This window comes from Dehalobacter sp. (assembly GCF_030063005.1).
GTDB lineage: Bacteria > Bacillota > Desulfitobacteriia > Desulfitobacteriales > Syntrophobotulaceae > Dehalobacter > Dehalobacter restrictus.
Map to the genome: position 1 here is coordinate 76,562 of NZ_JAPDHR010000014.1, position 22,963 is coordinate 99,524.

General features: G+C 46.5%; 22 protein-coding genes. 19 read left to right on the forward strand and 3 right to left on the reverse strand.

Annotated features, from left to right (window positions below):
• The first annotated feature begins 5 nt into the window (after positions 1 to 5).
• Positions 6 to 1,331 carry a bifunctional folylpolyglutamate synthase/dihydrofolate synthase gene (locus tag OKX56_RS04385; RefSeq protein ID WP_287895737.1) on the forward strand — a complete coding sequence of 442 codons (1,326 nt, stop codon included), beginning with the start codon at positions 6 to 8 and terminating at the stop codon, positions 1,329 to 1,331.
• Here OKX56_RS04385 and OKX56_RS04390 read toward each other — a convergent pair.
• Positions 1,322 to 2,221 carry a diguanylate cyclase gene (locus tag OKX56_RS04390; protein WP_287895738.1) on the reverse strand — a complete coding sequence of 300 codons (900 nt, stop codon included), beginning with the start codon at positions 2,219 to 2,221 and terminating at the stop codon, positions 1,322 to 1,324. The two genes, OKX56_RS04385 and OKX56_RS04390, sit on opposite strands and share 10 nt — an antisense overlap.
• Positions 2,222 to 2,394: 173 nt before the next feature.
• On the opposite strand from OKX56_RS04390, the gene OKX56_RS04395 reads away from it, so the two are divergent.
• The 14 genes from OKX56_RS04395 (at position 2,395) to OKX56_RS04460 (ending at position 16,669) form a co-directional block, all read left to right on the forward strand.
• The gene (locus OKX56_RS04395; protein WP_287895740.1) at positions 2,395 to 3,102 is read left to right on the forward strand and encodes an SPOR domain-containing protein; all 708 of its coding nucleotides are present in this window, start codon (positions 2,395 to 2,397) and stop codon (positions 3,100 to 3,102) included.
• A 130-nt stretch (positions 3,103 to 3,232) separates the two neighbouring features.
• Positions 3,233 to 3,865, forward strand: coding sequence for a redox-sensing transcriptional repressor Rex (locus tag OKX56_RS04400; protein ID WP_287895742.1), 633 nt, complete (start codon positions 3,233 to 3,235; stop codon positions 3,863 to 3,865).
• A gap of 183 nt (positions 3,866 to 4,048) precedes the next feature.
• The gene (gene cimA, locus OKX56_RS04405; protein WP_287895743.1) at positions 4,049 to 5,650 is read left to right on the forward strand and encodes a citramalate synthase; all 1,602 of its coding nucleotides are present in this window, start codon (positions 4,049 to 4,051) and stop codon (positions 5,648 to 5,650) included.
• 264 nt (positions 5,651 to 5,914) lie between these two features.
• Positions 5,915 to 6,517 (forward strand): Maf family protein, encoded by a 603-nt coding sequence (locus OKX56_RS04410; protein ID WP_287895744.1) that lies wholly within the window; start codon positions 5,915 to 5,917, stop codon positions 6,515 to 6,517.
• A gap of 29 nt (positions 6,518 to 6,546) precedes the next feature.
• Positions 6,547 to 7,230 (forward strand): RadC family protein, encoded by a 684-nt coding sequence (gene radC, locus OKX56_RS04415; protein WP_287895746.1) that lies wholly within the window; start codon positions 6,547 to 6,549, stop codon positions 7,228 to 7,230.
• A 231-nt stretch (positions 7,231 to 7,461) separates the two neighbouring features.
• A complete protein-coding gene (locus OKX56_RS04420) occupies positions 7,462 to 8,478 on the forward strand; it encodes a rod shape-determining protein (RefSeq protein WP_015044646.1) in 1,017 nt (338 codons plus the stop codon).
• A gap of 18 nt (positions 8,479 to 8,496) precedes the next feature.
• The gene (mreC, locus tag OKX56_RS04425) at positions 8,497 to 9,363 is read left to right on the forward strand and encodes a rod shape-determining protein MreC (RefSeq protein WP_287895748.1); all 867 of its coding nucleotides are present in this window, start codon (positions 8,497 to 8,499) and stop codon (positions 9,361 to 9,363) included.
• Positions 9,360 to 9,875, forward strand: coding sequence for a rod shape-determining protein MreD (gene mreD / locus OKX56_RS04430; RefSeq protein WP_287895750.1), 516 nt, complete (start codon positions 9,360 to 9,362; stop codon positions 9,873 to 9,875). Before mreC ends, mreD begins: the two co-directional genes overlap by 4 nt.
• 39 nt (positions 9,876 to 9,914) lie before the next feature.
• Positions 9,915 to 11,993, forward strand: a complete 2,079-nt coding sequence (mrdA, locus tag OKX56_RS04435) for a penicillin-binding protein 2 (protein WP_287895752.1) — start codon at positions 9,915 to 9,917, stop codon at positions 11,991 to 11,993.
• 236 nt (positions 11,994 to 12,229) lie between these two features.
• Entirely contained in the window at positions 12,230 to 13,024 is a 795-nt protein-coding gene (minD, locus tag OKX56_RS04440; RefSeq protein WP_287895754.1) for a septum site-determining protein MinD, read from the forward strand.
• Positions 13,025 to 13,047: 23 nt separating this feature from the next.
• The gene (gene minE, locus OKX56_RS04445; protein ID WP_019224791.1) at positions 13,048 to 13,341 is read left to right on the forward strand and encodes a cell division topological specificity factor MinE; all 294 of its coding nucleotides are present in this window, start codon (positions 13,048 to 13,050) and stop codon (positions 13,339 to 13,341) included.
• Positions 13,342 to 13,649: 308 nt separating this feature from the next.
• Positions 13,650 to 14,822, forward strand: a complete 1,173-nt coding sequence (gene rodA, locus OKX56_RS04450) for a rod shape-determining protein RodA (RefSeq protein ID WP_025206113.1) — start codon at positions 13,650 to 13,652, stop codon at positions 14,820 to 14,822.
• A 158-nt stretch (positions 14,823 to 14,980) separates the two neighbouring features.
• Positions 14,981 to 15,730, forward strand: coding sequence for a murein hydrolase activator EnvC family protein (locus tag OKX56_RS04455; protein ID WP_019224794.1), 750 nt, complete (start codon positions 14,981 to 14,983; stop codon positions 15,728 to 15,730).
• A 78-nt stretch (positions 15,731 to 15,808) separates the two neighbouring features.
• Positions 15,809 to 16,669 carry a M50 family metallopeptidase gene (locus OKX56_RS04460; RefSeq protein ID WP_019224795.1) on the forward strand — a complete coding sequence of 287 codons (861 nt, stop codon included), beginning with the start codon at positions 15,809 to 15,811 and terminating at the stop codon, positions 16,667 to 16,669.
• Positions 16,670 to 16,751: 82 nt separating this feature from the next.
• Here OKX56_RS04460 and OKX56_RS04465 read toward each other — a convergent pair whose 3' ends face one another.
• Positions 16,752 to 17,300 (reverse strand): manganese catalase family protein, encoded by a 549-nt coding sequence (locus OKX56_RS04465; protein WP_019224796.1) that lies wholly within the window; start codon positions 17,298 to 17,300, stop codon positions 16,752 to 16,754.
• Positions 17,301 to 17,461: 161 nt separating this feature from the next.
• Here OKX56_RS04465 and OKX56_RS04470 point away from each other — a divergent pair, with 161 nt between their 5' ends.
• Together OKX56_RS04470 and OKX56_RS04475 are read left to right on the forward strand one after the other, a co-directional pair.
• Entirely contained in the window at positions 17,462 to 18,091 is a 630-nt protein-coding gene (locus tag OKX56_RS04470) for a methylated-DNA--[protein]-cysteine S-methyltransferase (protein WP_019224797.1), read from the forward strand.
• A gap of 188 nt (positions 18,092 to 18,279) precedes the next feature.
• Positions 18,280 to 20,154, forward strand: coding sequence for a TIGR03960 family B12-binding radical SAM protein (locus tag OKX56_RS04475; RefSeq protein ID WP_019224798.1), 1,875 nt, complete (start codon positions 18,280 to 18,282; stop codon positions 20,152 to 20,154).
• A gap of 13 nt (positions 20,155 to 20,167) precedes the next feature.
• Here the strand turns inward: OKX56_RS04475 and OKX56_RS04480 are convergent, their stop codons facing one another.
• Positions 20,168 to 20,590 (reverse strand): DUF2935 domain-containing protein, encoded by a 423-nt coding sequence (locus tag OKX56_RS04480; RefSeq protein ID WP_019224799.1) that lies wholly within the window; start codon positions 20,588 to 20,590, stop codon positions 20,168 to 20,170.
• 135 nt (positions 20,591 to 20,725) lie between these two features.
• Between OKX56_RS04480 and OKX56_RS04485 the strand changes: the two genes are divergently transcribed.
• Both OKX56_RS04485 and OKX56_RS04490 read left to right on the forward strand, forming a co-directional pair.
• Entirely contained in the window at positions 20,726 to 21,523 is a 798-nt protein-coding gene (locus OKX56_RS04485; protein ID WP_242836955.1) for a TIGR03936 family radical SAM-associated protein, read from the forward strand.
• A 51-nt stretch (positions 21,524 to 21,574) separates the two neighbouring features.
• Positions 21,575 to 22,879: an Rne/Rng family ribonuclease gene (locus tag OKX56_RS04490; protein WP_025206111.1), complete on the forward strand. Its 1,305-nt coding sequence runs from the start codon at positions 21,575 to 21,577 to the stop codon at positions 22,877 to 22,879.
• Positions 22,880 to 22,963 lie beyond the last annotated feature (84 nt).

A 22,963-nucleotide genomic window follows, 5' to 3' on the forward strand; every position in this document is an offset into this window, starting at 1 on the left:
GGATAATGACGGAATACGAAAAGACATTGGAATATATTAAGAATCTGACAAAGTTCGGTATTAACCTCGGACTGGAGCGGATTAAGGCTTTGCTGGATCGTCTGGATCACCCGGAAAAGAAATTGAAAGTGATTCATATCGGCGGCACCAACGGGAAAGGATCGACGACGGCAATGCTTCAGTCGATTATGACGCAGGCCGGTTATCGCGCGGGAATGTTTACATCCCCCCACCTTCATGATTTCCGGGAAAGAATCACGATAAACGGAGAGATGATCTCGCCGGAAGATGTGGTTTCAGGGATCAATAAGCTAAAACCCCATCTGGAGGAAATGGAGCGTCTCGGGATTGAACATCCGACCGAATTTGAAGTTTGTACGGCGCTGGCCCTGTGTTATTTTGCTGAAAAACAACCCGATCTGGTCCTTCTGGAGGTCGGTCTCGGCGGTGAAATTGATTCCACCAACGTCGTTACCCCTTTAATATCTGTGCTGACCAGTATTGGCATGGATCATATGGATTATCTTGGAGATACGCTTCAAGCAATTACTGGGGTCAAGGCCGGCATTATTAAGGATGGCGTTCCAGTGGTCACTTCCTCGGACAAGCCGGAAGTTCTGAAGGTCATCGAGGACCGGGCTGCCCAAAAAGGATCCAGGATGATTGAGGTAGGCCGCGATGTACATTGGCGGCACCCGGGCGATGCTTCGCAGCGTTTTGGCTATGAAGGCTTGTACTGGTCTTATCCGGATCTGGAGCTCGCGCTTCTTGGGGAACACCAGTTTACCAATGCAGCGGCTGCACTAGCTGTCTGTGAAGTATTGGTTGGAACGTATTCCCTGAATATATCTGAAAGTGCCGTCAGGGAAGGTCTCAAAGCAGTCCGCTGGCCGGGCAGACTGGAACTCTTGCTGCAGAGCCCGAGAGTTCTTCTGGACGGGGCACATAATGCCGATGGGATGATGTCTCTGGCTAAGGCGCTGCAGCAGTACGCCGGCGGACCTTTGAAAAGAAACAGGCTGTTGCTTTGTCTTGGCATGCTCAGGGACAAAGAAATAGAAAAAGCCGTTGAGATTATCGCACCGCTGGCCGATGAAATCATCGTGACCAAGCCGGATTCCCCAAGGGCTGGTGACTGGGAGTATGTAGCCAGAATCGCGGAGAAGTATCTAGTGCAGGAAAACGTATCGACGGTTGAAGATCCTGCGGGAGCAGTAAGAAAAGGGCTTGAAAAAATGAAGCCGGGTGATCTGCTTTGTGTCACCGGCTCCTTGTACATGATCTCCGGGGTAAGAAAATTTTTACTGGATCATTATACGCATCAGGAATAATCCCACTCCACGCAATTTCTGCCGTGTTTTTTGGCTTGGTACAAGCAGGCATCGGCTTTTTCCAATATGCTGTGGCAGCATTCGTAATTGGCCGGTATCATACTGTATCCGCCCACACTGACGGTCAGAGCAGCGTGGCTGCCGGCGGGATTGTTGAACAGTTGGGATATACTGACATGGTAACGTATTTTTTCGGCGATTTCACTTCCGGCAGCCGCATCCGTATCCGGAAGAATCACGACAAATTCCTCTCCGCCATACCTGGCCAGAAATTCGTGAGGTTCATTCAAGCATGAGCGGATGATCTGGGCAACTTTAACAAGCGCTTCATCGCCTTTGGAGTGCCCATGCTGATCGTTGAATTTCTTAAAGAAATCAACATCAATCATGATCAGCGAAAGCGGACGCTTGTTGGTGGCTGCAAAGCCAAATTCGGCAGTAAGTTTTTCTTCAAAAAATCGCCGGTTTGGGATCTCGGTAAGACCATCCAGGTGAGACATTCTCTCCAGGAGTTTTTGCTGATGAATGAACCGTAAAGTGTTCTTGACCCGGGCCTGAATAATTGTTGGCTTAAAAGGTTTGGTGATATAATCTACAGCACCCAAATTAAGCCCTTTTTCTTCATCTTCAATGGAGTCAAGGCTTGTCAGGAAAATAACGGGGATGTTCCTGGTCCGTTCATCGTATTTTAGCTGTTTGAGAACTTCATAACCATCCATTTCCGGCATCACGATATCCAGCAGGATCAGGTCAGGAGAGTACCTTCTTAGCAATTCCAGGGCTTGTCTGCCGTTTCTGGCAGAGATAAACTGATATTCGGCTAAAGTTTTTTTAAGAAAAATAAGATTAAAGTCCTGATCATCCACTGCAAGAATCAAATATTCTTCCATACCGGCATATCCTTCCTTATTGGGATACTTATTTTTCCAGAAAATATTATAACATATTATGGAACTAAAATTTATTTTATTTTCAAAATATTTAAGCGCTGATCATATACCATGTACTAATTATTGCCGCTCCTTCATATGATCGGAATAGAATGATTTGAAGGAGTTGCCTGATGGGAAAAAAATTTAGATCAGGTGTTTTGATTTCAATCATAATGGTAATACTAGGATTATCCGCTGTCGGCTGGTTTGTATGGTATACTGGAAAGATGTTTGTCGGGCTTGTTTCCGCAGAGACCGCCGTTACCTCAGAAAACCCGTCAGAAACAAACAGTGAGATTCTCAACTTGCCGGAAATCAAACTTTGGACCTGTCAAATCGGTGTTTATAAGGATAAAGAAAATGCCGAAGCATTGCTGCAGAATTTGCATAACAAGGGTTGGCAGGCCGTGATCATCAGTAAGGAGCCTTATCAGGTTGCGGTGGGTGCCTTTGGCGCCGATGAAGAGGCGTTTTTTTGTTACCAGGGCTTATTGGAAAACGGTATTGATTCATGGGTCAGGGAAGTGACGTATCCTGCTTTGCACTATAAGGTCAGCGGCAGTGAAACGGAAACGGTTCTGGAAATCCTCGAGCTGGCGAATTCATTATGTGCAGGTCTTGGACAAGACAATGGTCAAACTGATGCCGCAGAGAAAATTCAGGATGTTAAAGACAGCGATTATCCGGAAGATTTCAGGCATTTGCAGGATAATTTGAGCGCCCTTAATGCTTCCCTGGATGGTCAGGGGAATCTTCAATATAAGTATAATCAGCAGCTTCTTCAAGTCTTTGCTGAGTATAAATGGGTTACTTACAAGTATTTTGAACAGAATCCCTGATTATTTTGGGTAGGGTCAAAAAACACGATTAAACAGTAATATCTTGCATTTCCTTCGGTTTAATTGCATTTTCTTTAGGTAGTGATATAATTAACTTATCTTTGAAGTAGACGAAATGGGGGATTTGGATTTGAAAACCTTGAAAATTCCTGAAGCAACGATTATACGGCTTTCCGTATATTCTCGTTATTTGACAGAGATAGACCGCAAAGGAATCATAACGATTTCTTCAGGTGATATTGCTGAAGGAGTAGGCGTAAGTCCTGCTCAGGTTCGTAAAGACCTTGCTTATTTTGGGGAGTTTGGGATTCGCGGAGTAGGTTACAATGTTAAAGACTTGCATAAAAATATTCTTCGGATCATGGGTCTGAGCAATGAGTGGAGCGTTTGCCTCGTAGGATTGGGCAACCTCGGACTCGCCCTGAGTACGTATAAGGGTTTTAAAGAACGCGGATTTTCGATCATTAATATTTTTGACAATGATCCCCAAAAAACTGGGATGAAGATTAACGATATCGAAGTATTACCGATTGAAACGATGGAAGAAGTCGTCGCCCAAAACCAGATCCAGATCGGGGCAATAACTGTCCCGGCATCTGCAGCCCAGGAAATTGCCGATAAACTTGTTAAAGGCGGAGTCCAGGCCATTTTGAATTTTGCACCTGTCGTTTTAAATGTTCCTCCCACTGTAGAACTCAGAAATGTGGATTTGTCTGTAAACCTTGAAGTGCTGACATTCAATCTGGGCGGAAAAATGGCTTAGAACCTAGAATCGATCATTTGTACATGAAGGAAGGTATTCCAGATACGCTAACGCTGGATGCCTTCTTTTTCTATTCTGAAATGGATTAAGGCTTTATTAATTTTGTATTTAAAGGTAAAATGAATTATTAAACATTTTTAAGCAATTTTTAAGATGCACAGAGAGCTTTTGGGAGGGAAGAGAATGGCAGACAAGCGTATTTCAATTTACGACACGACGCTGAGGGACGGAGCTCAGGGAGAAGGCGTTCACTTCTCAGCCAAAGATAAACTTTTCTATATGCAGAAAATGATTGAAGCCGGCATCGACTATGTGGAAGCCGGCTGGCCGGGTGCGAATCCCAAAGATGATGAGTTTTACCGTGCGATGGCCTCCTGGGCGGATTCTGCCGAAAGTCAGGACTGGCGTTTCCGGACGAGGGTCGTTGCATTCGGCAGCACCTGCAGGGTCGGCGAATCTCCGGAAAAAAGTGATTCATTGAACGGACTGATTGCTTCCGGAGCGAATACCCTGACGATCTTTGGGAAGACATGGAAACTTCATGTTGAAACGGTCTTAAGAACAAACCCGCAGGAAAACTTAAGAATCATCAGAGAATCTGTTGAATATCTTGTGAAAGCCGGCAAGGAAGTCTTCTTTGATGCAGAACACTATTTTGACGGTTGGCAGGACGACCCTGCGTTTGCGTTAAGCTGTCTGGAAGCCGCCATGCTTGGCGGAGCGAAAGGACTTGTCCTCTGCGACACGAATGGCGGTACCTATACCAGGGAGATCACGAACGGGGTGCAAGTTGTCAGGCAGGAGCTTTCCCCTGCCGTACTCGGTATTCATACTCACAATGATGGAGGGCTGGCTGTCGTAAATACGTTGGCGGCTGTTGAGGCAGGAGTGGATCAGATCCAGGGAACCTGGAACGGCTTCGGGGAACGCTGCGGCAATGCGAATTTAAGCACGCTGATACCCTGGCTGCAGCTGAAATTAGGTTATCAACTGCTTGAACCTGATGTTCTGCACAATATTTCTTATTTAAGCAGGTATGTGGCGGAACTCGCCAATTATCCGTTTGATGAGAAACAGCCGTTTGTGGGCAGAAGCGCTTTTGCTCATAAAGCGGGTATGCATGTCGACGCGGTCATGAAGAATAACAAAACCTTTGAGCACATTGACCCTGCTTCGGTCGGGAATGAACGCCGGGTTCTGATCTCCGATCAATCCGGAAAAGCAAATTTGTGCTTGAAAATGCGCCGGTTCAAACCTGAGATTGAAAAAGATGATCCGCTCGTGGAACTGGCGATGGAAAGAATTAAGAATGCCGAAAACGAAGGATTCCAGTATGAGACGGCAGAGGGAAGCCTGGATCTGCTATTACTGGAGATCCTCGGCAAATACGAACAGCCGTTTACACTCGAAGACTATCACGTTTGGAGTGATCCGCTGCGCGGTGAGCTCGACTCTGTAGCGGTTGTGAAAGTGCAGGTCGGAGACAAGCAGGTTCATATTGCAGCCGAGGGAGACGGGCCGGTTCATGCACTTGACCAAGCTCTCAGAAGCACTTTGGGTGCCTTTTTCCCGGCTATTGAAGAGAGTGAGCTGACGGACTATAAAGTTAGGGTTCTTGACGGTTCCCGGGGCACAGGTTCAGTTGTCCGGGTTGTGGTTGAAACAAAGCATGGCGTCAATACCTGGGGAACGATCGGGGTATCCAGCAATATTATTAAGGCCAGCGCCAAAGCGCTGCTCGATGCGCTCTATCTGGTTATCTTGAGCTCTCAGGGCAAGGCATAGACTTTTGCATTTTTGTCGCAAAAGTGCCAATACACGCTAGACTTGTCAAAAAAAGGGAATAGTGCTAGACTAATAGAAGACTTAACAGCCGGGGGACGATGACCCTGGCTTGTTAAATATTTACTTCATTCATGCTCCGTTCACAGCGGAACGGTGGCCCATAGACTGATCATAAGTTCGGGCAGGAGGGCTTCGTAAGTATTAATTGTTTATAGCGATGTAGATGATTTTGAAGGAATAGAAAGATGCTTAGGATGTGACAGAATGATGTTGATTTTGGCTTCGGCTTCGCCGCGGAGGCGTGAGCTTCTGGAGGAATGGGGATATGACTTCAGACTTGTCAGTGCTCCGGTCGACGAAGTTCTTCCACCGGATGTTTGGCCTGAGACAGGCGTACAGGATCTTGCCAGACGCAAGGCACTTTCCGGATTTGAAGCGTGGCTTGATTTAAGCGGTTCGGCCGATGATTTGGTTTTAGGCGCCGATACCCTTGTGGTGCTGGACCATATTGTGCTCGGAAAGCCTGCTGACGAGGAGGAAGCGGAACGAATGCTTCTTAACTTAAGCGGAAAAACACACCGGGTGATGACCGCAATTGCGTTAGCCGCAATGGACAAGGTTCGGCAGATCAGCGTAGAGACTGCTGTTGAGATTACAACTGTGTCTTTTCGGGAGCTGAAGGTTCAGGAAATCAAGGATTATATTATGACAGGGGAACCGATGGATAAAGCCGCCGCTTACGGGATTCAGGGCGGAGCTGGCGGGTTTGTGACAGCAGTCAGTGGTTCCTGGTCGAATGTGGTTGGACTGCCGATGGAGCTTCTGGTGCGAAAGCTTGAGGATAAGGGGATTTCCCCTAAAAAATAAAAGGTACCTTAAAATACGAGGAAAAAGAGATGAATTACCGCCGGCTAAAGGACTTGCCTGAAGATTTAAAACCAAGGGAACGTCTTCATCAGCATGGTTCGGAAAACCTATCCACCAAAGAAATACTGGCGATACTGCTGAGAACCGGTTCAAGAGGGGAAAATGTCCTGGAACTATCTGAACGAATCTTGACGGAAACGGGCGGACTGACTGGCCTGGCCAGATTATCTGTTGATGAATTAAAACAGGTTCACGGCATAGGACCAGCCAAAGCGGCTCAAGTCAAGGCAGCCTTGGAAATCGGCAAACGGAGTGTCTGCGCTGATCCCATGTCACGCCCGGTGATCAACACGCCATCAGACGCGGCCGATCTGGTCATGGAGGAGATGCGGAAGCTCGACCGGGAACACTTCAGGATCATACACTTAAGCACCCGGAACAATGTACTGGGCATAAGTCCTGTATCGGTCGGGTCTCTCAATTCATCCATTGTGCATCCCAGGGAGTGTTTTAAGGATGCCATCCGGCGTAACACGAATACAATTATTTTGCTGCATAATCATCCGAGCGGCGATCCTTCGCCCAGCAGGGAAGACCTTGATATTACCAAAAGGCTTGCCGAAGGCGGAAAAATATTAGGGATTGAGGTATTGGATCATATCATCATTGGGGATAAAAAGTATGTCAGCCTGAAAGAACAGGGGATCATCTAGCCCGACCTTTAGCCTAACAGTACCACTGTCGAAAGATCACCACAAATATAAAAAAATATTGAAAAATAGGAAATATTCATTAATTTGATGCAAAAAAATGATATAATAAAACGATGCCATAGCAATACGAAATATGGTATGAAAAATTCCACTTTGTGGGAGACTGAGAAAAGACTGCCAGGCATCACTTGAAATTTGAAATGATTTATCTTGAAGGGAGATTTACAAAACATGGTTTTTTCCAAGGACCTCGGAATCGATCTGGGAACCGCCAATACCCTTGTACATATGAAAGGCAAAGGAATCATAGTACGGGAGCCTTCAGTGGTTGCTATGGATATAGAGAAGAACGAGCCTCTGGCGGTTGGAGACAGAGCCAAGGAGATGATCGGAAGAACTCCGGGAAATATTGTTGCCATCAGACCGTTGAAAGACGGCGTAATCTCGGATTTCAATGTTACTCAAAAAATGCTTAAATATTTTATCAACAGGGCTTTAGGATCAAAATTCTTATTTGCGCGGCCCCGGGTCGTCATTTGTGTGCCGTCCGGAGTTACCGCAGTTGAAAAAAGAGCTGTCAAGGAAGCAGCTCTTGCAGCCGGAGCAAAAGATCCGATCATTATGGAAGAGCCAATGGCTGCCGCCATCGGAGCAGGCCTGCCCGTGAGTGATCCTACCGGCAATATGATTGTCGATATCGGCGGAGGCACAACTGAAGTCGCCGTGATCTCGATGGGAGGCATCGTTACAGCCGGCTCGATCCGGGTAGCCGGAGATGAGATGGATGATGCCATTATTGCGTATATCAAGAAAACTTATAACCTCTCCGTCGGTTATCAGTCGGCTGAGAACATCAAAATGGAGATCGGAGCGGCCTATATGCCGGAAAAAGGTTTGACGTATGCCATCAAAGGACGCGATCTCCTGACAGGTCTCCCCAAGAACGTTGAGATTACTTCCGAAGAAATTGTTGAAGCCTTAAATGAGCCGGTAAATGCTATTGTTGATGCGGTAAAGAACTGCCTTGAGAAAACACCTCCGGAACTGGCGGCAGATATCATGGACAGAGGCATTATTATGGCGGGAGGCGGATCACTGTTAAGAAATCTGGACAGGCTAATTGCCGATCAGACAGGGATACCCGTCCACCTTGCTGAGGATCCGCTTTCCTGCGTTGCACTGGGTACCGGTAAAGTGCTTGAGAATGAGGAAATTCTAAGAAGGATTGCCGCTATGCAGAAGAATTAAAAGCGGGAGGAGAAATCGGTGGGGAAAAAAATAAATCCCATGGGTATAGCCGTTCTCGTTTTTGCTGTTCTGCTGATCACTTTGACGACGATCCATTTGACCGGACTCGGCAGTCAGTCTCCGAACCCTGTCGGGAACGCCATGCAAAGAGTACTTTCACCGATAGAAAGTGCGATTTGGAATCTGGGAGATGGGATTAAAGATAATTTTCGGGCGATTTTCAGTTTTCGGACTGTCAAAGCAGAAAATGAGGAACTTCGTAAACAGGTAGAAACGCTCACGGGAGACAATCTTCAGCTCAAACAACAGGTACTGGCTGCCCTGCGCTATCAGGAACTTGATGCTGTTTTTCAAAGTCCCTCGCTGGAGAGCTATGAGAAAATTGGAGCCACCATTATAAACCGTAATCCTTCAGCCTGGTATCAGACAGTCACCGTCAATAAAGGCAGTGATCACGGCGTAAAAGTGGGTAATCCTGTTGTTGCCAATCTGGGTCTGGTCGGGAAAGTCATTTCTGTCACCCCGAAGACCTCGGATGTTTTACTGCTACTCGACGGAGAGGGACAGGTTGGCGCCTTTGCCAGGGGTAATAAAGGTGAGGCAATTTTTGGGATTGTCAAAGGTACGTATAAGAAAAACACCAGGCTGAATTCCTCAGGAGAACTCGAAATGAATTTCCGGCAGGACGATGAAGTCAATGCAGGAGATTTGGTATATACTTCGGGTTTAGGAGAGGTCTATCCCAAGGACATTCCGATTGGTGTTGTTACCGAGATTAAAATTGATGCGAAAGGCTTGCTGAAGGTAGCCTCGATCGAACCCATTGTTGATTTTGATTCTCTGGAGGAAGTCTATGTAGTGAGCATTCCGGAGGGCAGTCGATGAAACGTTTTATCGTAATGTTACTGATTCTTATTGTCTGTCTCATCCTCCCGGGGACAATCTTCCATTATTGGTCATGGGCCGGCATAAAACCTGATTTGGCCATGCTCTGGGTTATTTATATCGCTCTGCACCACCGACCGGCTCAGGGAATTGTGTATGGGTTTGTGATCGGCCTGATTGTGGATTTCTATCTCGGAAGGTATATCGGACTCTATGCGATCATTTTAGCTGTCGTTGCACTGCTGATCAGTATGCTTCAGCAGCGCTGGTACAGAGAAAACATTCCGCTTACCATGGTACTCGTCTTTATCGTAACGGTTCTCGGGCAGACCCTGATGGCCTTGATTGCAACCACCGCTGGACTTAACTGGTACCTCGGCGATGCTGTAAAGGTCATTCTGGGCATTTCTTTCTACAACTGCCTATTGGTTCCGCTTACCTATCCCTTCGTCCACAAGTCTTTTACAGAAGGAATTTTGCAGCCTAAAAAGAAGATCGAACAACAATTATAGTGTTGGTTAAACATGATTGCTTAATAGGAGATGAACACGATGGAAGAAAGGGAGAGACAACCCTATCAGAGGCGATTAACCTGGCTCAGTGTGGTTGTCGTTCTTCTTTTTTTAATTTTAGGATTTAATCTATGGTGGCTGCAGATTGCCAAAGCGTCCTATTATTCGGATCTGGCTGCCGGTAATGTGATGAAAACGGTCACGACGTCCGCAGTCCGCGGGGAGATTGTGGACAGCAACAATATCGTTTTGGCCCAAAGCGTGCCGAAGTTTGCGCTGACCCTGGACTGGACGGACCTGCAGAAAGTGAACACCAACTGGAAAGATGTTGTTGCTAATCTCGCAGAATATATTAAACCGTACTGGCCTTATCCGAACCAATCGGTAGAATTGATTACCGAGGATCTTTTGGTGATGATTCGTAACCAGCAGTGGAAGAGCTACAAGACGGTTGTCATTCTGGAAGATATACCGAAAGAACTACAGGCGATTATCGCCGAGCACAGCAATGAGCTGCCCGGCGTCAGCATTGAACCGATAGCGGAAAGGGTTTATCCGCAAAAGACACTGCTTGGTCAGATCTTAGGCTATGTTCGGGAAATAAGCGAGAGTGAAATTGAACAATTCAATGAGCAGGCAGAGTCCAATGATGATGAATATCGCTACACTCAGGGTGACCTTGTAGGGAAAATGGGTGTGGAAAAAAGTTACGATACCTGGCTGCGCGGCAGTCATGGTGTAGAAATTGTCAGCGTCGACAGCAACGCGAGGCCGATCGACAAAGAAACGCTCCAGGAAGCCCAGGCGGGTTATACCCTGCAGCTGACCTTAGACAGCAAGATGCAGCGTGTCGTGGAGAACGAACTGGACAGAGTGATCAAGGATATTCAGAAGACCCATCCTGATGCCCAGGCCGGCGCGGCGGTAGTCATCGATGTTAATACAGGCAAAATACTGGCCATGGCTTCCCGTCCTTTCATGGATCCGAATGACCTGATCGGGACAATTTCGGAGGAAACTGCTCAAAAGTATTTCAGCAGTGAAGATGCCGCGTCATTTAACCGGGCGCTGACCGGTACGTATCCTCCCGGTTCGACTTTTAAGATGATTACGGGAATGGCTGCTCTGGAAGCTGGTGTTGTTACGCCGGACGATACTTTCATGGATACCTTGTCTTCGCTGGGGTCCCCGGATGTGCAAAGTGCAGGGGTTGCCGAGTGGGGTGGAAATAATTTTGGCAGGGTGAACCTTTATAGCGGCCTTGCACATTCTTCCAATATCTATTTTCAAATTATTGGCCGCAGGGTTTTTGAAAAAAATCCTGAGCTGATCAAAAAAATTGCCAATGAATTTGGCTTAGGTGTTAACAGCGGTGTTGATTTACCGTATGAAGCGGAAGGGAATGTGCCTTCTCCAGCCTGGAAGAAATCTTATTATAAACCTTATTACGATAAAAAAAGAGAAGAAAAGCTTCAGGAAATTGGGGATAAATATGCGCAGCTTCTGGCCAGTGCAAAAGATCAGGATGAGAAAAATAAGCTTCAGCATGATAAAGAAGATGAAATTGCTCAGGCCGAACAGGAATATAAAAATAACATTAATGAGTATGTAAACTGGCGGTTGTACGACAGTTATAATAGTTCGATTGGTCAAGGCGCAAACCACTATTCAATTCTTCAGATGGCTAACTATGTCGCGACCATTGTCAATGGCGGAAAACATTACAAGCCTTATGTTGTGGACAAGATTCTTGACCCTGTGACCGGGAAAATCGTCCAGCAGAACCAGCCGGAAGTTCTAAACGAAGTTTCTGTTTCCCAACAAAATATTGAAACGATCAAAAAAGCAATGTCGGAAGTAACGAGCGGTGGGGGGACAGCGGCCTGGCTTTTCAGAGATATACCGGAGTTCACCGGCGGCGGTAAGACCGGTACGGCCCAGATCGGTTCGAAGGGAACGTCCAAAGAAGAAGCTTATAACGGAATGTTTGTCGCGTTTGCACCGTATGACAATCCCCAGATCGCGTTTGCCGGCGTGGTGGAATATGGCGGACACGGCAGTGAAACATCGGGTTATGTCGCGAAAGCAGCGTTTAAATATTATTTTGGCTGGAAATAGTCATATAAATAAGAAATACCGGGGAATTTGATCCTCGGTTTTTTCTCTTTGCGAAAGGAAAAGCAAACGGGATTGTAGAATCTTCTTACACAGAAACAGATCAAAGCTCACGCTGGGCTAACAAGGTACTGGTTGGAATTCTGAAGAGGGGATTTATTTTTTACTTGGAAATGGGAAATTATAACTAAAATGTAAGACAATGCATTAATCATTTATGATGAAAGGCAGGCTTGGTTATGGGTGAAACAATTGTAGTAACTTCAGGGAAAGGTGGCGTAGGGAAAACTACTACAACAGCAAATTTGGGGACAGCCCTGGCTTTTGCCGGATTTAAAGTTGTATTGGTCGACACGGATATCGGCCTTCGCAATCTTGATGTTGTTATGGGCCTCGAGAATAGGATCGTCTATGATATTGTCGATGTTACAAGCGGCAGCTGCAGGATCAAACAAGCACTCATTAAGGACAAGCGGTTCAACAGCCTGCATCTGCTTCCGGCTGCTCAGACGAAAGACAAAACAGCAGTAAGCCCCGACGAGATGGAGGTTCTCTGCGAAGAGCTCCGTGAAGAATTTGATTATACGCTGATCGATTGTCCGGCTGGGATTGAGCAAGGCTTTTACAATGCAATCGCCGGTGCGGACAAAGCAATTGTCGTTACGACGCCGGAGGTCAGTGCTGTCCGCGATGCCGACAGAATTATCGGACTATTGGAAAGTTCGGATCTGCGTAATCCAAAACTAATTATTAATAGAATCAGACCACGGATGGTTAAACAAGGGGACATGATGGACATTGAGGATATCGTTGATATCCTGGCTATTGATCTTCTTGGTGTGGTACCGGAGGACGAGAAGATTATTGTATCGACCAACAGAGGAGAACCCGCAGTCATGGACGGCGTTTCCAAAGCGGGCGAAGCTTACCGGAGGATTGCACAGAGGGTAAGAGGCGAAGAAGTCCCATTAATGAATCTGGATGTATCGAATTCCCTGATGGATAAACTGAAAAATTTAGTTGGCATACGCTAGCCCTGCACTGGGGGGAGGTAATTATGTTGTGGGAATTATTATATCGTGTGCTGGGCAAGGACAATTCCGGAAGCCGTAGTCAGGCCAAAGATCGGCTGCGGCTGGTTCTGGTTCATGACCGTGCCACGATATCGCCCTACCTGATGAATCGCTTAAAAGAAGATCTGGTCAAGGTGATATCGAATTATATGGTGATCAACGAAGAGGGGTTGGAGGTATACCTGAATCAAGATGAGAGGGAAGTCGCGCTGATGGCCAGTGTTCCTGTAAAGAAAATTAGAAGGGACTATATGGAGAGAACACAGTCGATTTCGTGAGTAAATCGCTCAAGTCAAACAAAAAGGAAGCATTAAGCTTCTTTTTTTGTGAACAAGACTTTACATCGATGTATGGGGATCAGGCCTGTCCCAAATTCGCCCCCGGAGGCGATTTTGAATGCGCATTCGAATTTAGGACAGGCTGTCTATATGAGGTTTGTCTCGTAAGCCTGGACGGCTGGAGTCGGGCCGGGATGAAGATGTTCAACGTATTTTAGTAAGAAAAAACCCATACTTGTCAAGTTATCATTGTGAACGGAGAGATCTGTGATATAATCTTTGGTAGCAGCCGATATATGGAGTATTGTATGATAAAAGAAAGAAATTGGAATTTTATCAGAGGTCTCGATCTTGGAATGGTCCTGGCAGTTGTACTGCTTTTAGGGGCGAGCCTGCTGATCTTAAGCACGGCTTCCATCAATGTTATGGCGTCAGACCCGTATCATTATGTGAAAACTCAGGTGGTCTGGATCGCTACAGGAATTGTTCTTGCAGTCATTGTTGCGTTTACTGATTATGAAAACTATAAAAAGATCGGTATCTGGATCTACGCTTTCAATATATTCCTGCTTCTTCTCGTTTTTGCTTTTGGTTCTGAAGCGAAGGGTGCGCAGCGCTGGATACCTATCACCTCTACGCAAAGCATTCAGCCCTCGGAATTTGCCAAAGTGCTGCTGATTGTTACGTTTGCCAGCTTTCTCAATGAGAGGGAAGGAAAGCTGAATAATGTAAAGGATTTTATTCTACCCCTGCTGTTTGTACTGCCGCCTACTTTATTAATATTTCTTCAGCCTGATTTGGGGACTGCGATGGTGTTCGGGGCGATTTTTATTGGAATGATGTTTGTTGCCGGAGCGAATCCGATTAAATTTGGGGCGGTGATTGTCGGCTGCATTGGGGCGGCCATTGGTGCTGTTGCATTGCACTTAGCCACGAACCTTCCCGGACCGCTGAAATTTCTGGAAGGATTGCCGTTGCCTTTGAAAGATTATCAGATTAACCGGTTTATTGCTTTTCTGGATCCCGCCAAGGATACTTCAGGGGATGGATATCATGTTATTCAGTCGGTTTGGGCCATAGGTTCCGGAGGCATTTGGGGCAAAGGGTACCAGCAAGGCACCCAGGCCCAATATAATTTTTTACCTGAGCATCATACAGACTTTATTTTTTCAGTTGTGGGCGAGGAATTTGGCTTTATCGGAACATCGATACTGTTGTTTATATTCTGCATCCTGCTTTTGCGGATGGTTACCGTAGCCACCAAATCGAGAGACAGGTATGGGGTCCTGATTGTCTCCGGAGTCGTAGCAATGATTGTTTTCCATGTTTTCATCAATGTTGGGATGGCTTCAGGAATCATGCCTGTCACCGGAATTCCTCTGCCGTTTATTACTTCCGGCGGCAGCTCGATGTGGGCAAATATGCTAGCGGTCGGGCTTGTCTTAAGCGTAAGTCGCAGAGGAGAACGACGAATGTTCTGACATCTTCAACGATAAAAGTTTACAAGCCATTATTCAAATCTGTAAAGAAATTTCTAAAAGAACATTTTCGTCAGGAAGATGTTCTTTTTTGCGTATTTGTTCATATTCTTTATTAGGGTTGTCTCCCTGAAGGAAAACCTTTATAAGGCGGTGGATGAATGGATCCGTTTGAGCGCTGGGATGACTGGGAATTTGAAAAGGCTGCCCGGGAGATCGGACGTGGTTACAGGGATGATCAGGAATATGTCAGGAGCGACTGGAAAGATCATCGGACTTATTTCAATAAAAAACCTTCCGGAGGTCTTTTGGCCGATTGGAACGGCAGTCAGAAAAGAGTACTTCTTTCGGCTTTTTTGTTTTTAACGATTGTTTTCAGTGCCAGCGGAGAGGACTTTGTTTCCAAAGGTGTCTATGCTGTTTATCAAGGCGGTATGAGCAGTGGAAATATCTATGTGGCATTAAACACGATGGCAAAAGAAGCAATAGGCCTTCAGAACTCTGAAAGCCTGCCGGTGAATTCTGTAAAAGAAGAGATTTTTTATCCACCTGTAGCCGGAGCTGTCAAGGTAGCGTTTGAGAGTACAGATGAGGATGGGACGATCAGCAGCGGAATTGAAATTGAAAGTGCGCTGGGGACTGCTGTGCTCTGCCCCCAGGAAGGAGTTGTACTCGAAGTCAGTGAAAATAAAAAACTCGGAAAAGTGATACGGATCAACTTTGGCAATGGCTGGGAAGGCCTTTTGGGGAATTTTGGCGATATTAATGTTGAACGGGGTGAACCTGTTTCGATGGGGAAAAAATTGGGGACAGTCGGAGTCAGTTCAGCACAGGAAAAACCCTGGCTCTACCTAGAACTGCAAAAAGACGGTCAGCCGGTCGACCCCTTGACATACCTAATTCAGAACTAGTATATAAATTCAAAAATCCCGATTGTACTTAATACTTTTTAATCGATCTGCTAGGGATGGGGACAGAGGGGGATCAAGATGAAAGTTAAAGTTCACCCGACCTTTATCATCCTGTTAATCCTATGTATGCTTGCTGGTCAGGTTGTCAGGGCGCTTCTAGTCTTTAGTCTGGTTATTGTTCATGAAGCCTGTCATATACTTGCTGCAAGAGGTTACGGGATCAGGTGTAGGAGTATCGAGCTCTATCCCTATGGGGGGACGGCCGTTCTTGACGACAGTTTTGAAGGGAAAAAGAAGGAGGAGACAATTATTGCTTTTGCTGGTCCGGCCGTCAATGTCGTGTTGTTCTTTTTTATTCAGATTCTTCGTGAAAACGGAATCTTAAGCGGAGCATGGGCGTTGGAATTTGCCAAAACAAATTTCTGGCTGGCAGCCTTTAACCTGCTTCCTGTTCTGCCGCTTGACGGTGGTAGAATTGTCCGTGGCCTGCTGGCGGGGTCTTTTGGTTTTGTCCCGACCACCCGGTTCCTGGCGGCAGCCGGTAAATGCCTTGGGGGTGCTTTTGTTTTTGCTGGTTTCCTGATGCAGGGAATGGGCTTCTATATTTATGAACCGATTCTTTTTATTGTTCTTGGCATCTTTTTCTGGATTGGCAGCGGCAAAGAGCTGGACAATGCCAGAATTGTTTTTTTAAAGCAGCTCTGCCGCAAGAAAGAGCGTCTTTTGGCGCAGGGGCTGATGCCTGGAAGGAGTCTCGCGGTAAGTAGGGACACTGCGCTTAAACAGATTATTGATAAGTTTTCTGCTGATCATTTCAGTCTCGTCAGTGTAATGGGTAAAGACGATAAGATCGAAAGAATGCTAAGTGAGACTGAAGTTATCCAGGGCATGATGGATTTTGGACTCAATTGCATGGTCGGAAAATTAAAAGAAGAATAAAAAAAGATCATATAGAATGGAATACTGTGGTAATGATCCAAAAGCATGTAAATATCATGCACCGGTAAATATAGAGAAGCATTCAGACTGGGAAGCTCATTCGATATTCCCTGATTAATGTGCTAAAACTTCCTGGGGCAGCACCCTGAAGGATCATAGCTTGGGACTTTTCAAAAAGGTGTTTGTGGACATCTTCTCTGTCACCCAGAAAGCGAATCATCTTTTTCAGACCAGGATCGCTGGTCATTGTCAAATGTGTGTCATAAAGCATTTTTGCGCGGATCTCAGCTTCAGCATCGGCCTGCAGCATCGCAACAGGATCAAGGCTTTGATCGACATAGGTCAGGTCCCAGGGTATACCCTCGGAATTGACGTAGCAAAGTGGTGGTCCTCCAAGTCTGTTAATCGCCTCAGCAATCATCTCCATATGGCTATGTTCTTCTGCTGCGATAAGACCCAATAACTCCCTTACAAAGTGGTTGGGCATATTAGCACGGTGATTCATATACTGGGTGGCTGCGGAGAACTCGCTATCTTTCCCGCCGTAATGTTCCAGCATGATCCGGCCGAACTGCGGGTCTGGATAATTGACTTCTACTGGAAATAACAGCGCATCGGCGTATTTGAACATAATTTCCCCTCCAATACTTCTTTTCGCTTGCTTTCATACGAGCAATTACTGTATTATATTATCCTATCTGAGAATTCGTCACTCTGTCTTTTCAGCTCGAAGAGGGTTGGACTGGCAGACCGGCTATTCAAATAGGTGAAGGGAGCTGGTACCCTGTCAACATGAAAACGAACATGACCTATACCTGCACTGTGAATACACCTCTTGGAAAAATGACAGCTGCGGCAGTCCAAGATAAGCTAAGCGGTTTATGGTTCATTGGCCAGAAGCATTATCCTGCCGTTACTTCCGAATGGACAGAGAATCGGGAATATCCTGTTTTTGAGACGCTGCGTCGGCGGCTGGATTTTTATTTTTCGGGACAAGAAGGACAAGCTTGGGAAGAGGAACAGGCGGCAAGCACGGAAAGAAATGCGAAAGGTATCATGGCAGGTATTTCAGTTCCCAAAATGGATTTGTATCTGGCTCCTGTGGGGACCGACTTCCAGAAGGCTGTCTGGGAGATACTGCTGCAGATACCGTATGGGAAAGTCATAACTTACGGGGAAATTGCCCAACGTATTGCTCTGGCCCGGGGGTTAACAACGATGTCCGCTCAGGCGGTAGGCAGTGCAGTCGGGCATAATCCGATCTCCATTTTAATTCCGTGTCACCGTGTGATTGGCGGCAATGGAAAACTTACCGGTTATGCCGGCGGCCTGGACAAAAAGAAAGCCCTTCTGCGCCTGGAAGGTAGGTTTTTGCTTAAGAATAAGGTGCTGTGCTATAATAATTTATCCACAATTAAGTAATCCGTCTCCGTAATATATAGACAACGTCAAGCGGAACAGGGATGCTGAGCGCGGCACACGAGGGCTATGGATGGCCTAGTGTTACGATGCCATGGATGGCATAAAGGCAGGTCAAAGCCTTTATGCTGCCGAAAGCGTATATATTATGAAGACCTGCCTGGATAAATAGGCTCAAGGGGGAAATACATATGAATCAGAAGGATCGTGAATGGATTCGCCAGAAACTCGACCGGATTTTACCGCAGGTGATTAAGCCCGGTCGTTATGTCGGTGGTGAATGGAATATGGTAAAAAAAGACTGGGAAAAGACAGATGTACGGGTGGCATTTGTCTTTCCTGATGTATATGAAGTCGGCATGTCCAATCTTGCGTTACGTATCCTGTACGGCCGCATCAATTCTTATGAAGAGTTTCTCTGTGAAAGGGCCTTTGCTCCATGGCCGGATATGGAAGAAAAGTTAAAGCAGGGAGGAATCCCGCTTTACACACTGGAATCTTTTCGTCCTCTGCTGGATTTTGATGTGGTCGCTTTCACGCTGCAATATGAGCTCAGCTATACCAATTTATTAAATGTCCTAAAGCTCAGCGGGATACCGTTAAAATCCGAAGACAGAAAAAACGGGACGGAAAGTGGGGGTGCGTATCCCTTTATATTTGCCGGTGGTCCATGTGCCTACAATCCTGAACCTCTGGCGCCTTTTGTAGATTTCTTTTTCCTGGGGGAAGGGGAAGAACAATTTCCCGCAGTTCTTCACGTGATTCAGCAAGCCAGGAAAAACGGAAAACTGAAGGAAGCTATTCTGGTCGAACTGGCCCAGATTCAGGGAATCTATGTGCCGGGTTTTTATGAGGCCGAATACAAACCTGATGGTTCAATCCAGCAAATCACAGTCAGGGAAGGAATTTCTGAGACGGTCAGAAAGGCGGTGTTGCGGGACTTCAGCTCGGCCTACTTCCCGGAAAAAGTGATTGTCCCGTATACGGAGGCTATTCATGACAGGGTAATGCTTGAGGTCATGAGGGGTTGCACCAGGGGATGCCGCTTTTGTCAGGCCGGAATGATCTACAGGCCGCTTCGGGAACGGTCTCCTGAAGCATTGCTGGAACAGGCGGAGAAATCCATCAAGGCCACCGGTTATGAAGAAATCTCACTTGTTTCGCTGTCGACCAGTGATTATACTTGCATCAACGGTGTCCTTAAAGGTCTGATGGCTAAAATGGAACCCAAAGGGGTCAGTGTATCCCTTCCCTCACTCCGCCTGGATTCATTTGATGTTGAGATTGCCGAACAGGTCCAAAAAGTACGCAAATCCGGACTGACCTTTGCACCGGAAGCCGGAACCCAGCGCTTAAGGGATGTTATCAATAAAGGCGTAACGGAAGAGGATCTTTTAAGGACGGCAGAAGCATCCTTTAAAGGAGGATGGAGCAGTATCAAGCTGTATTATATGATTGGACTACCGACCGAAACCTATGAGGACTTGGACGGAATCGTCGAACAGGCCAGAAAAGTCCTAGAGTTGTCCAGAAAACTTGGGAAACGCGGCTGCAGGATCACAGTTTCGGCAAGTTCGTTTGTTCCCAAACCGCATACGCCTTTTCAATGGGCAGCACAGGATTCCATGGTGACTCTTAGAGAAAAACAGGAATACCTCCGCAAGAAACTGCGGGATTACCGGATCAAGTTTATCTACCACGATGTAGAAGCAAGCTTTCTGGAAGCCATATTTGCCAAGGGTGACCGCAAAGTTGCGGAGCTACTGGAATGGGCGGTTAACGCAGGTTGCAAATTTGACGGGTGGAGTGAGCATTTTCGGTATGATCTGTGGAAGCAGGGAATGGAGGAAATCGGCATTGACCCGCATTTCTATGCCAACAGGCGGATATCAGAGGATGAGATCCTTCCCTGGGACCATCTGAACTCAGGTGTCAAGAAATCCTACTTGCTTGGAGAATATAAAAAGGCCCTGACTGAAGCTGTCACACCTGATTGCCGGGAAAAATGCAGCCACTGCGGAGTCTGTCCGGATCTGGCCAGACCCGTAAAATTCAGTGCGCTTTAACTTTATACAGAACCTAGCCTTGACTGCAGATGGTCTGGGTGATCCCGATGAAATATTCAGATTCACGGATGATGTGTTTGATTACAGCTGCAGCAGTCGGATTCTTCTTGACTGCCTGACTCAAATCTAGAATTTCAAAAAGGAATTTTACAAACCGGCCGCTTTGTTCAAGAGAAAAGCTGATCAGACGAAGTGCCTGATCGGCGACAACCGGTTGCGTATTTCCATATCTGACCAATGTTTCAGTGAGCTGGACAACCTGGCTATGCGTCCTTGTCAGAGCCTGTTCCCATTCTTTAAGTTCTTCGACAAATTTTCTTTCCAGATCCGGCACGATTTCCCGGATGACGTTCGTATGCTCATATTCCTGGTGTTTCCAGAAGTTGGCCTCATCCAGCAATCTTAGCGGCGTCTGTTCGCCAGAAGAAAATTGCATTGAAATCCCTCCTCGTTTACAAGTAATGTATTCGGCTTTTTTACAAACATGCCGGAATAAAGAAAGGCTTTACAACAAAGCTTTGGAAGATAGCTCTGATATTTATATCTTGGAAAGATTGGAAAAGAGGCGGTTATGATGAAGATAAGGCTGGCCTACACCAAGAAAGGTGAAGCCCGGTATATTGCGCATCTGGATTTAACCAGAATGTTGGACAGGGCCCTGCGCAGAGCCCAAATTGAAGTGGCTTTTTCCGAAGGATTCAATCCTCATCCGAAGATTGCTTTTGGTCCCCCTTTGCCAGTCGGTGTGGAAGGAGAACAGGAATATGTCGATATTGAAGTCAAAGAGAATAAAGAACAAGAAAAGGACGCTATTCGGGAAGAAGCTGGAGAAGCAACAGAAGCCGGAGCATGTGATATTGGGAATATCGTTGAGCGGCTTCAGAGCCAGTTGCCCGAGGGCATAAAAATCATAGGCGCTGGGATCGCAGTAAAGGGAAGCAAGGCACTGATGGCTGTGATTAATCTTGCCAGATACCGGACCGAAGCGCCTCTCCTTCGTCCGGTCGAGGCAGAAGAACTCCGTAAAGCTTGCCGGAACTGGCTGAACAGGGACGAAGCAACAGGGATTCGCTATCAGCAGGGCAAAAAAATAGAGCGGAATATTCGTCCGTTTGTTAAAACCATAACACTGATTTCTGAAGAAGGGGTTATTTCTGCGGATGCTCAGAATTATCATGTACAACTGCGCCTGGATATTATTACCGGAAACGCTGGTTCAGTCCGGCCGGTTGAAATCCTGGAAAGTCTAAAAAACATGGAAGGACTTCCGGTAGATATTTCAGGCGTAACGACAACAAGGGAAGGCCTGTTTATCGAACAGTCCGACGGGATGCTCAGAAACCCACTCGAAGTGATCGCAACGATATAGTGTCATCTTAGAAATTTGGATTTGATACTAAGCCTGAAAGCAGGGATAAGATTGAAAGAGATTGTCATTACCACTGAGGATCATCGGATGAGGGCTGCGGTACTGGAAGAAGGCAGACTGGCAGAAGTCCTGGATGATTCCGGAAGAGAATCCCGTTTGGCCGGCAATATCTACAAGGGGAAGGTCAGTAATATTGTTACAGGCATACAGGCTGCTTTCATCGATATTGGGCTCGAGAAGAATGCCTTCCTCTATGCAGGGGATATTGTCAATCCAGAATATGTCCAGGTGCAAAATGTACCCGGATCGCCGGTGCCACCGATCGAGAGCCTCTTAAAAGAAGGCCAGGAGGTGATTGTTCAGGTCACCCGGGAAGCTGTCGGTAATAAAGGAGCAAGAGTTACGACCAATCTTTCACTGCCCGGGCGTTTTGTGGTACTCTTGCCCGGGAATCGCGGATATTTGGGGATTTCACGTAAAATAACGGATGAAACAGAAAGAGAACGTCTTAATCAACTTGCCCAGAATCTCAGCATTGAGAATGCTGGTCTGATTGTCCGGACGATGGCGGAAGGCGTTGCGGAAAAAGAACTGGCTGATGATATTGAAAAGATTTTAGAAATCAATCAGACCTTAACGGAAAGAATCAAAAGCAAGTCTGGCAAGGGACTGATTTACAGCAGCAGCGACCCATTGTCCCGTCTGTTAAGAGAAACGATCGACGAAGAGGTAACCAGGATTATTACCGATGACGGGGAAATGGCCGAGCTGCTACGGACAAAGCTCCGGGAAGTCAGATGCTCAGTTTCCGGGAAAATATGGACTGACTTTAAAGGGAATTTGTTTGAACGCTATCATATCGGTGATGAAATCCTGAAAGCATTAAAACCCAAGGTCCCGCTTGAAAGCGGAGGCTATCTGGTGATTGAACAGACTGAAGCCCTGACCGCCATTGACGTCAACTCCGGAAAATACACTGGAGAAAGCTCCCTGCAGCATACCCTGCAGAGTCTGAATATGGAGGCTGCTACAGAAATATCCAGGCAGATAAGACTTAGAAACCTTAGCGGGATTATTATCGTCGATTTTATTGACATGGAACAAAATGAGGATTGGAATCAGCTGCTGGAAATGCTGGAAAAGTCTTTTAAACAGGATAAGGTCAAATGTAAAGTAGTGGGGCGCACCAGGCTGGGGCTCGTTGAGGTAACACGCAAAAAAGAAGGTCAGACCTTAGCTGCCAGGAACACTGAAAAATGCCGGGAGTGCGGCGGAAAAGGCTGGCACGAGAGACGAGAGACGAGAGACGAAGGATTTTTTCATTTGGTGAGCGGTCAAAGTAAATGCAACCTTTGACAGAGTAAATATAGTGGGGTTTCATTGAGTCTGTCAAAATACTGGGAATAACAGGTATAGTACCTGTTAAAAATAGCCGATTCA

Coding starts and splice junctions, on each gene's coding strand:
- OKX56_RS04385 (WP_287895737.1), top strand. CDS start 6: ATGACGGAATACGAAAAGACATTGGAATATATTAAGAATCTGACAAAG.
- OKX56_RS04390 (WP_287895738.1), bottom strand. CDS start 2,221: ATGGAAGAATATTTGATTCTTGCAGTGGATGATCAGGACTTTAATCTT.
- OKX56_RS04395 (WP_287895740.1), top strand. CDS start 2,395: ATGGGAAAAAAATTTAGATCAGGTGTTTTGATTTCAATCATAATGGTA.
- cimA (WP_287895743.1), top strand. CDS start 4,049: ATGGCAGACAAGCGTATTTCAATTTACGACACGACGCTGAGGGACGGA.
- OKX56_RS04410 (WP_287895744.1), top strand. CDS start 5,915: ATGATGTTGATTTTGGCTTCGGCTTCGCCGCGGAGGCGTGAGCTTCTG.
- radC (WP_287895746.1), top strand. CDS start 6,547: ATGAATTACCGCCGGCTAAAGGACTTGCCTGAAGATTTAAAACCAAGG.
- OKX56_RS04420 (WP_015044646.1), top strand. CDS start 7,462: ATGGTTTTTTCCAAGGACCTCGGAATCGATCTGGGAACCGCCAATACC.
- mreD (WP_287895750.1), top strand. CDS start 9,360: ATGAAACGTTTTATCGTAATGTTACTGATTCTTATTGTCTGTCTCATC.
- mrdA (WP_287895752.1), top strand. CDS start 9,915: ATGGAAGAAAGGGAGAGACAACCCTATCAGAGGCGATTAACCTGGCTC.
- minD (WP_287895754.1), top strand. CDS start 12,230: ATGGGTGAAACAATTGTAGTAACTTCAGGGAAAGGTGGCGTAGGGAAA.
- minE (WP_019224791.1), top strand. CDS start 13,048: ATGTTGTGGGAATTATTATATCGTGTGCTGGGCAAGGACAATTCCGGA.
- rodA (WP_025206113.1), top strand. CDS start 13,650: ATGATAAAAGAAAGAAATTGGAATTTTATCAGAGGTCTCGATCTTGGA.
- OKX56_RS04455 (WP_019224794.1), top strand. CDS start 14,981: ATGGATCCGTTTGAGCGCTGGGATGACTGGGAATTTGAAAAGGCTGCC.
- OKX56_RS04460 (WP_019224795.1), top strand. CDS start 15,809: ATGAAAGTTAAAGTTCACCCGACCTTTATCATCCTGTTAATCCTATGT.
- OKX56_RS04465 (WP_019224796.1), bottom strand. CDS start 17,300: ATGTTCAAATACGCCGATGCGCTGTTATTTCCAGTAGAAGTCAATTAT.
- OKX56_RS04470 (WP_019224797.1), top strand. CDS start 17,462: ATGAAAACGAACATGACCTATACCTGCACTGTGAATACACCTCTTGGA.
- OKX56_RS04475 (WP_019224798.1), top strand. CDS start 18,280: ATGAATCAGAAGGATCGTGAATGGATTCGCCAGAAACTCGACCGGATT.
- OKX56_RS04480 (WP_019224799.1), bottom strand. CDS start 20,590: ATGCAATTTTCTTCTGGCGAACAGACGCCGCTAAGATTGCTGGATGAG.
- OKX56_RS04485 (WP_242836955.1), top strand. CDS start 20,726: ATGATGAAGATAAGGCTGGCCTACACCAAGAAAGGTGAAGCCCGGTAT.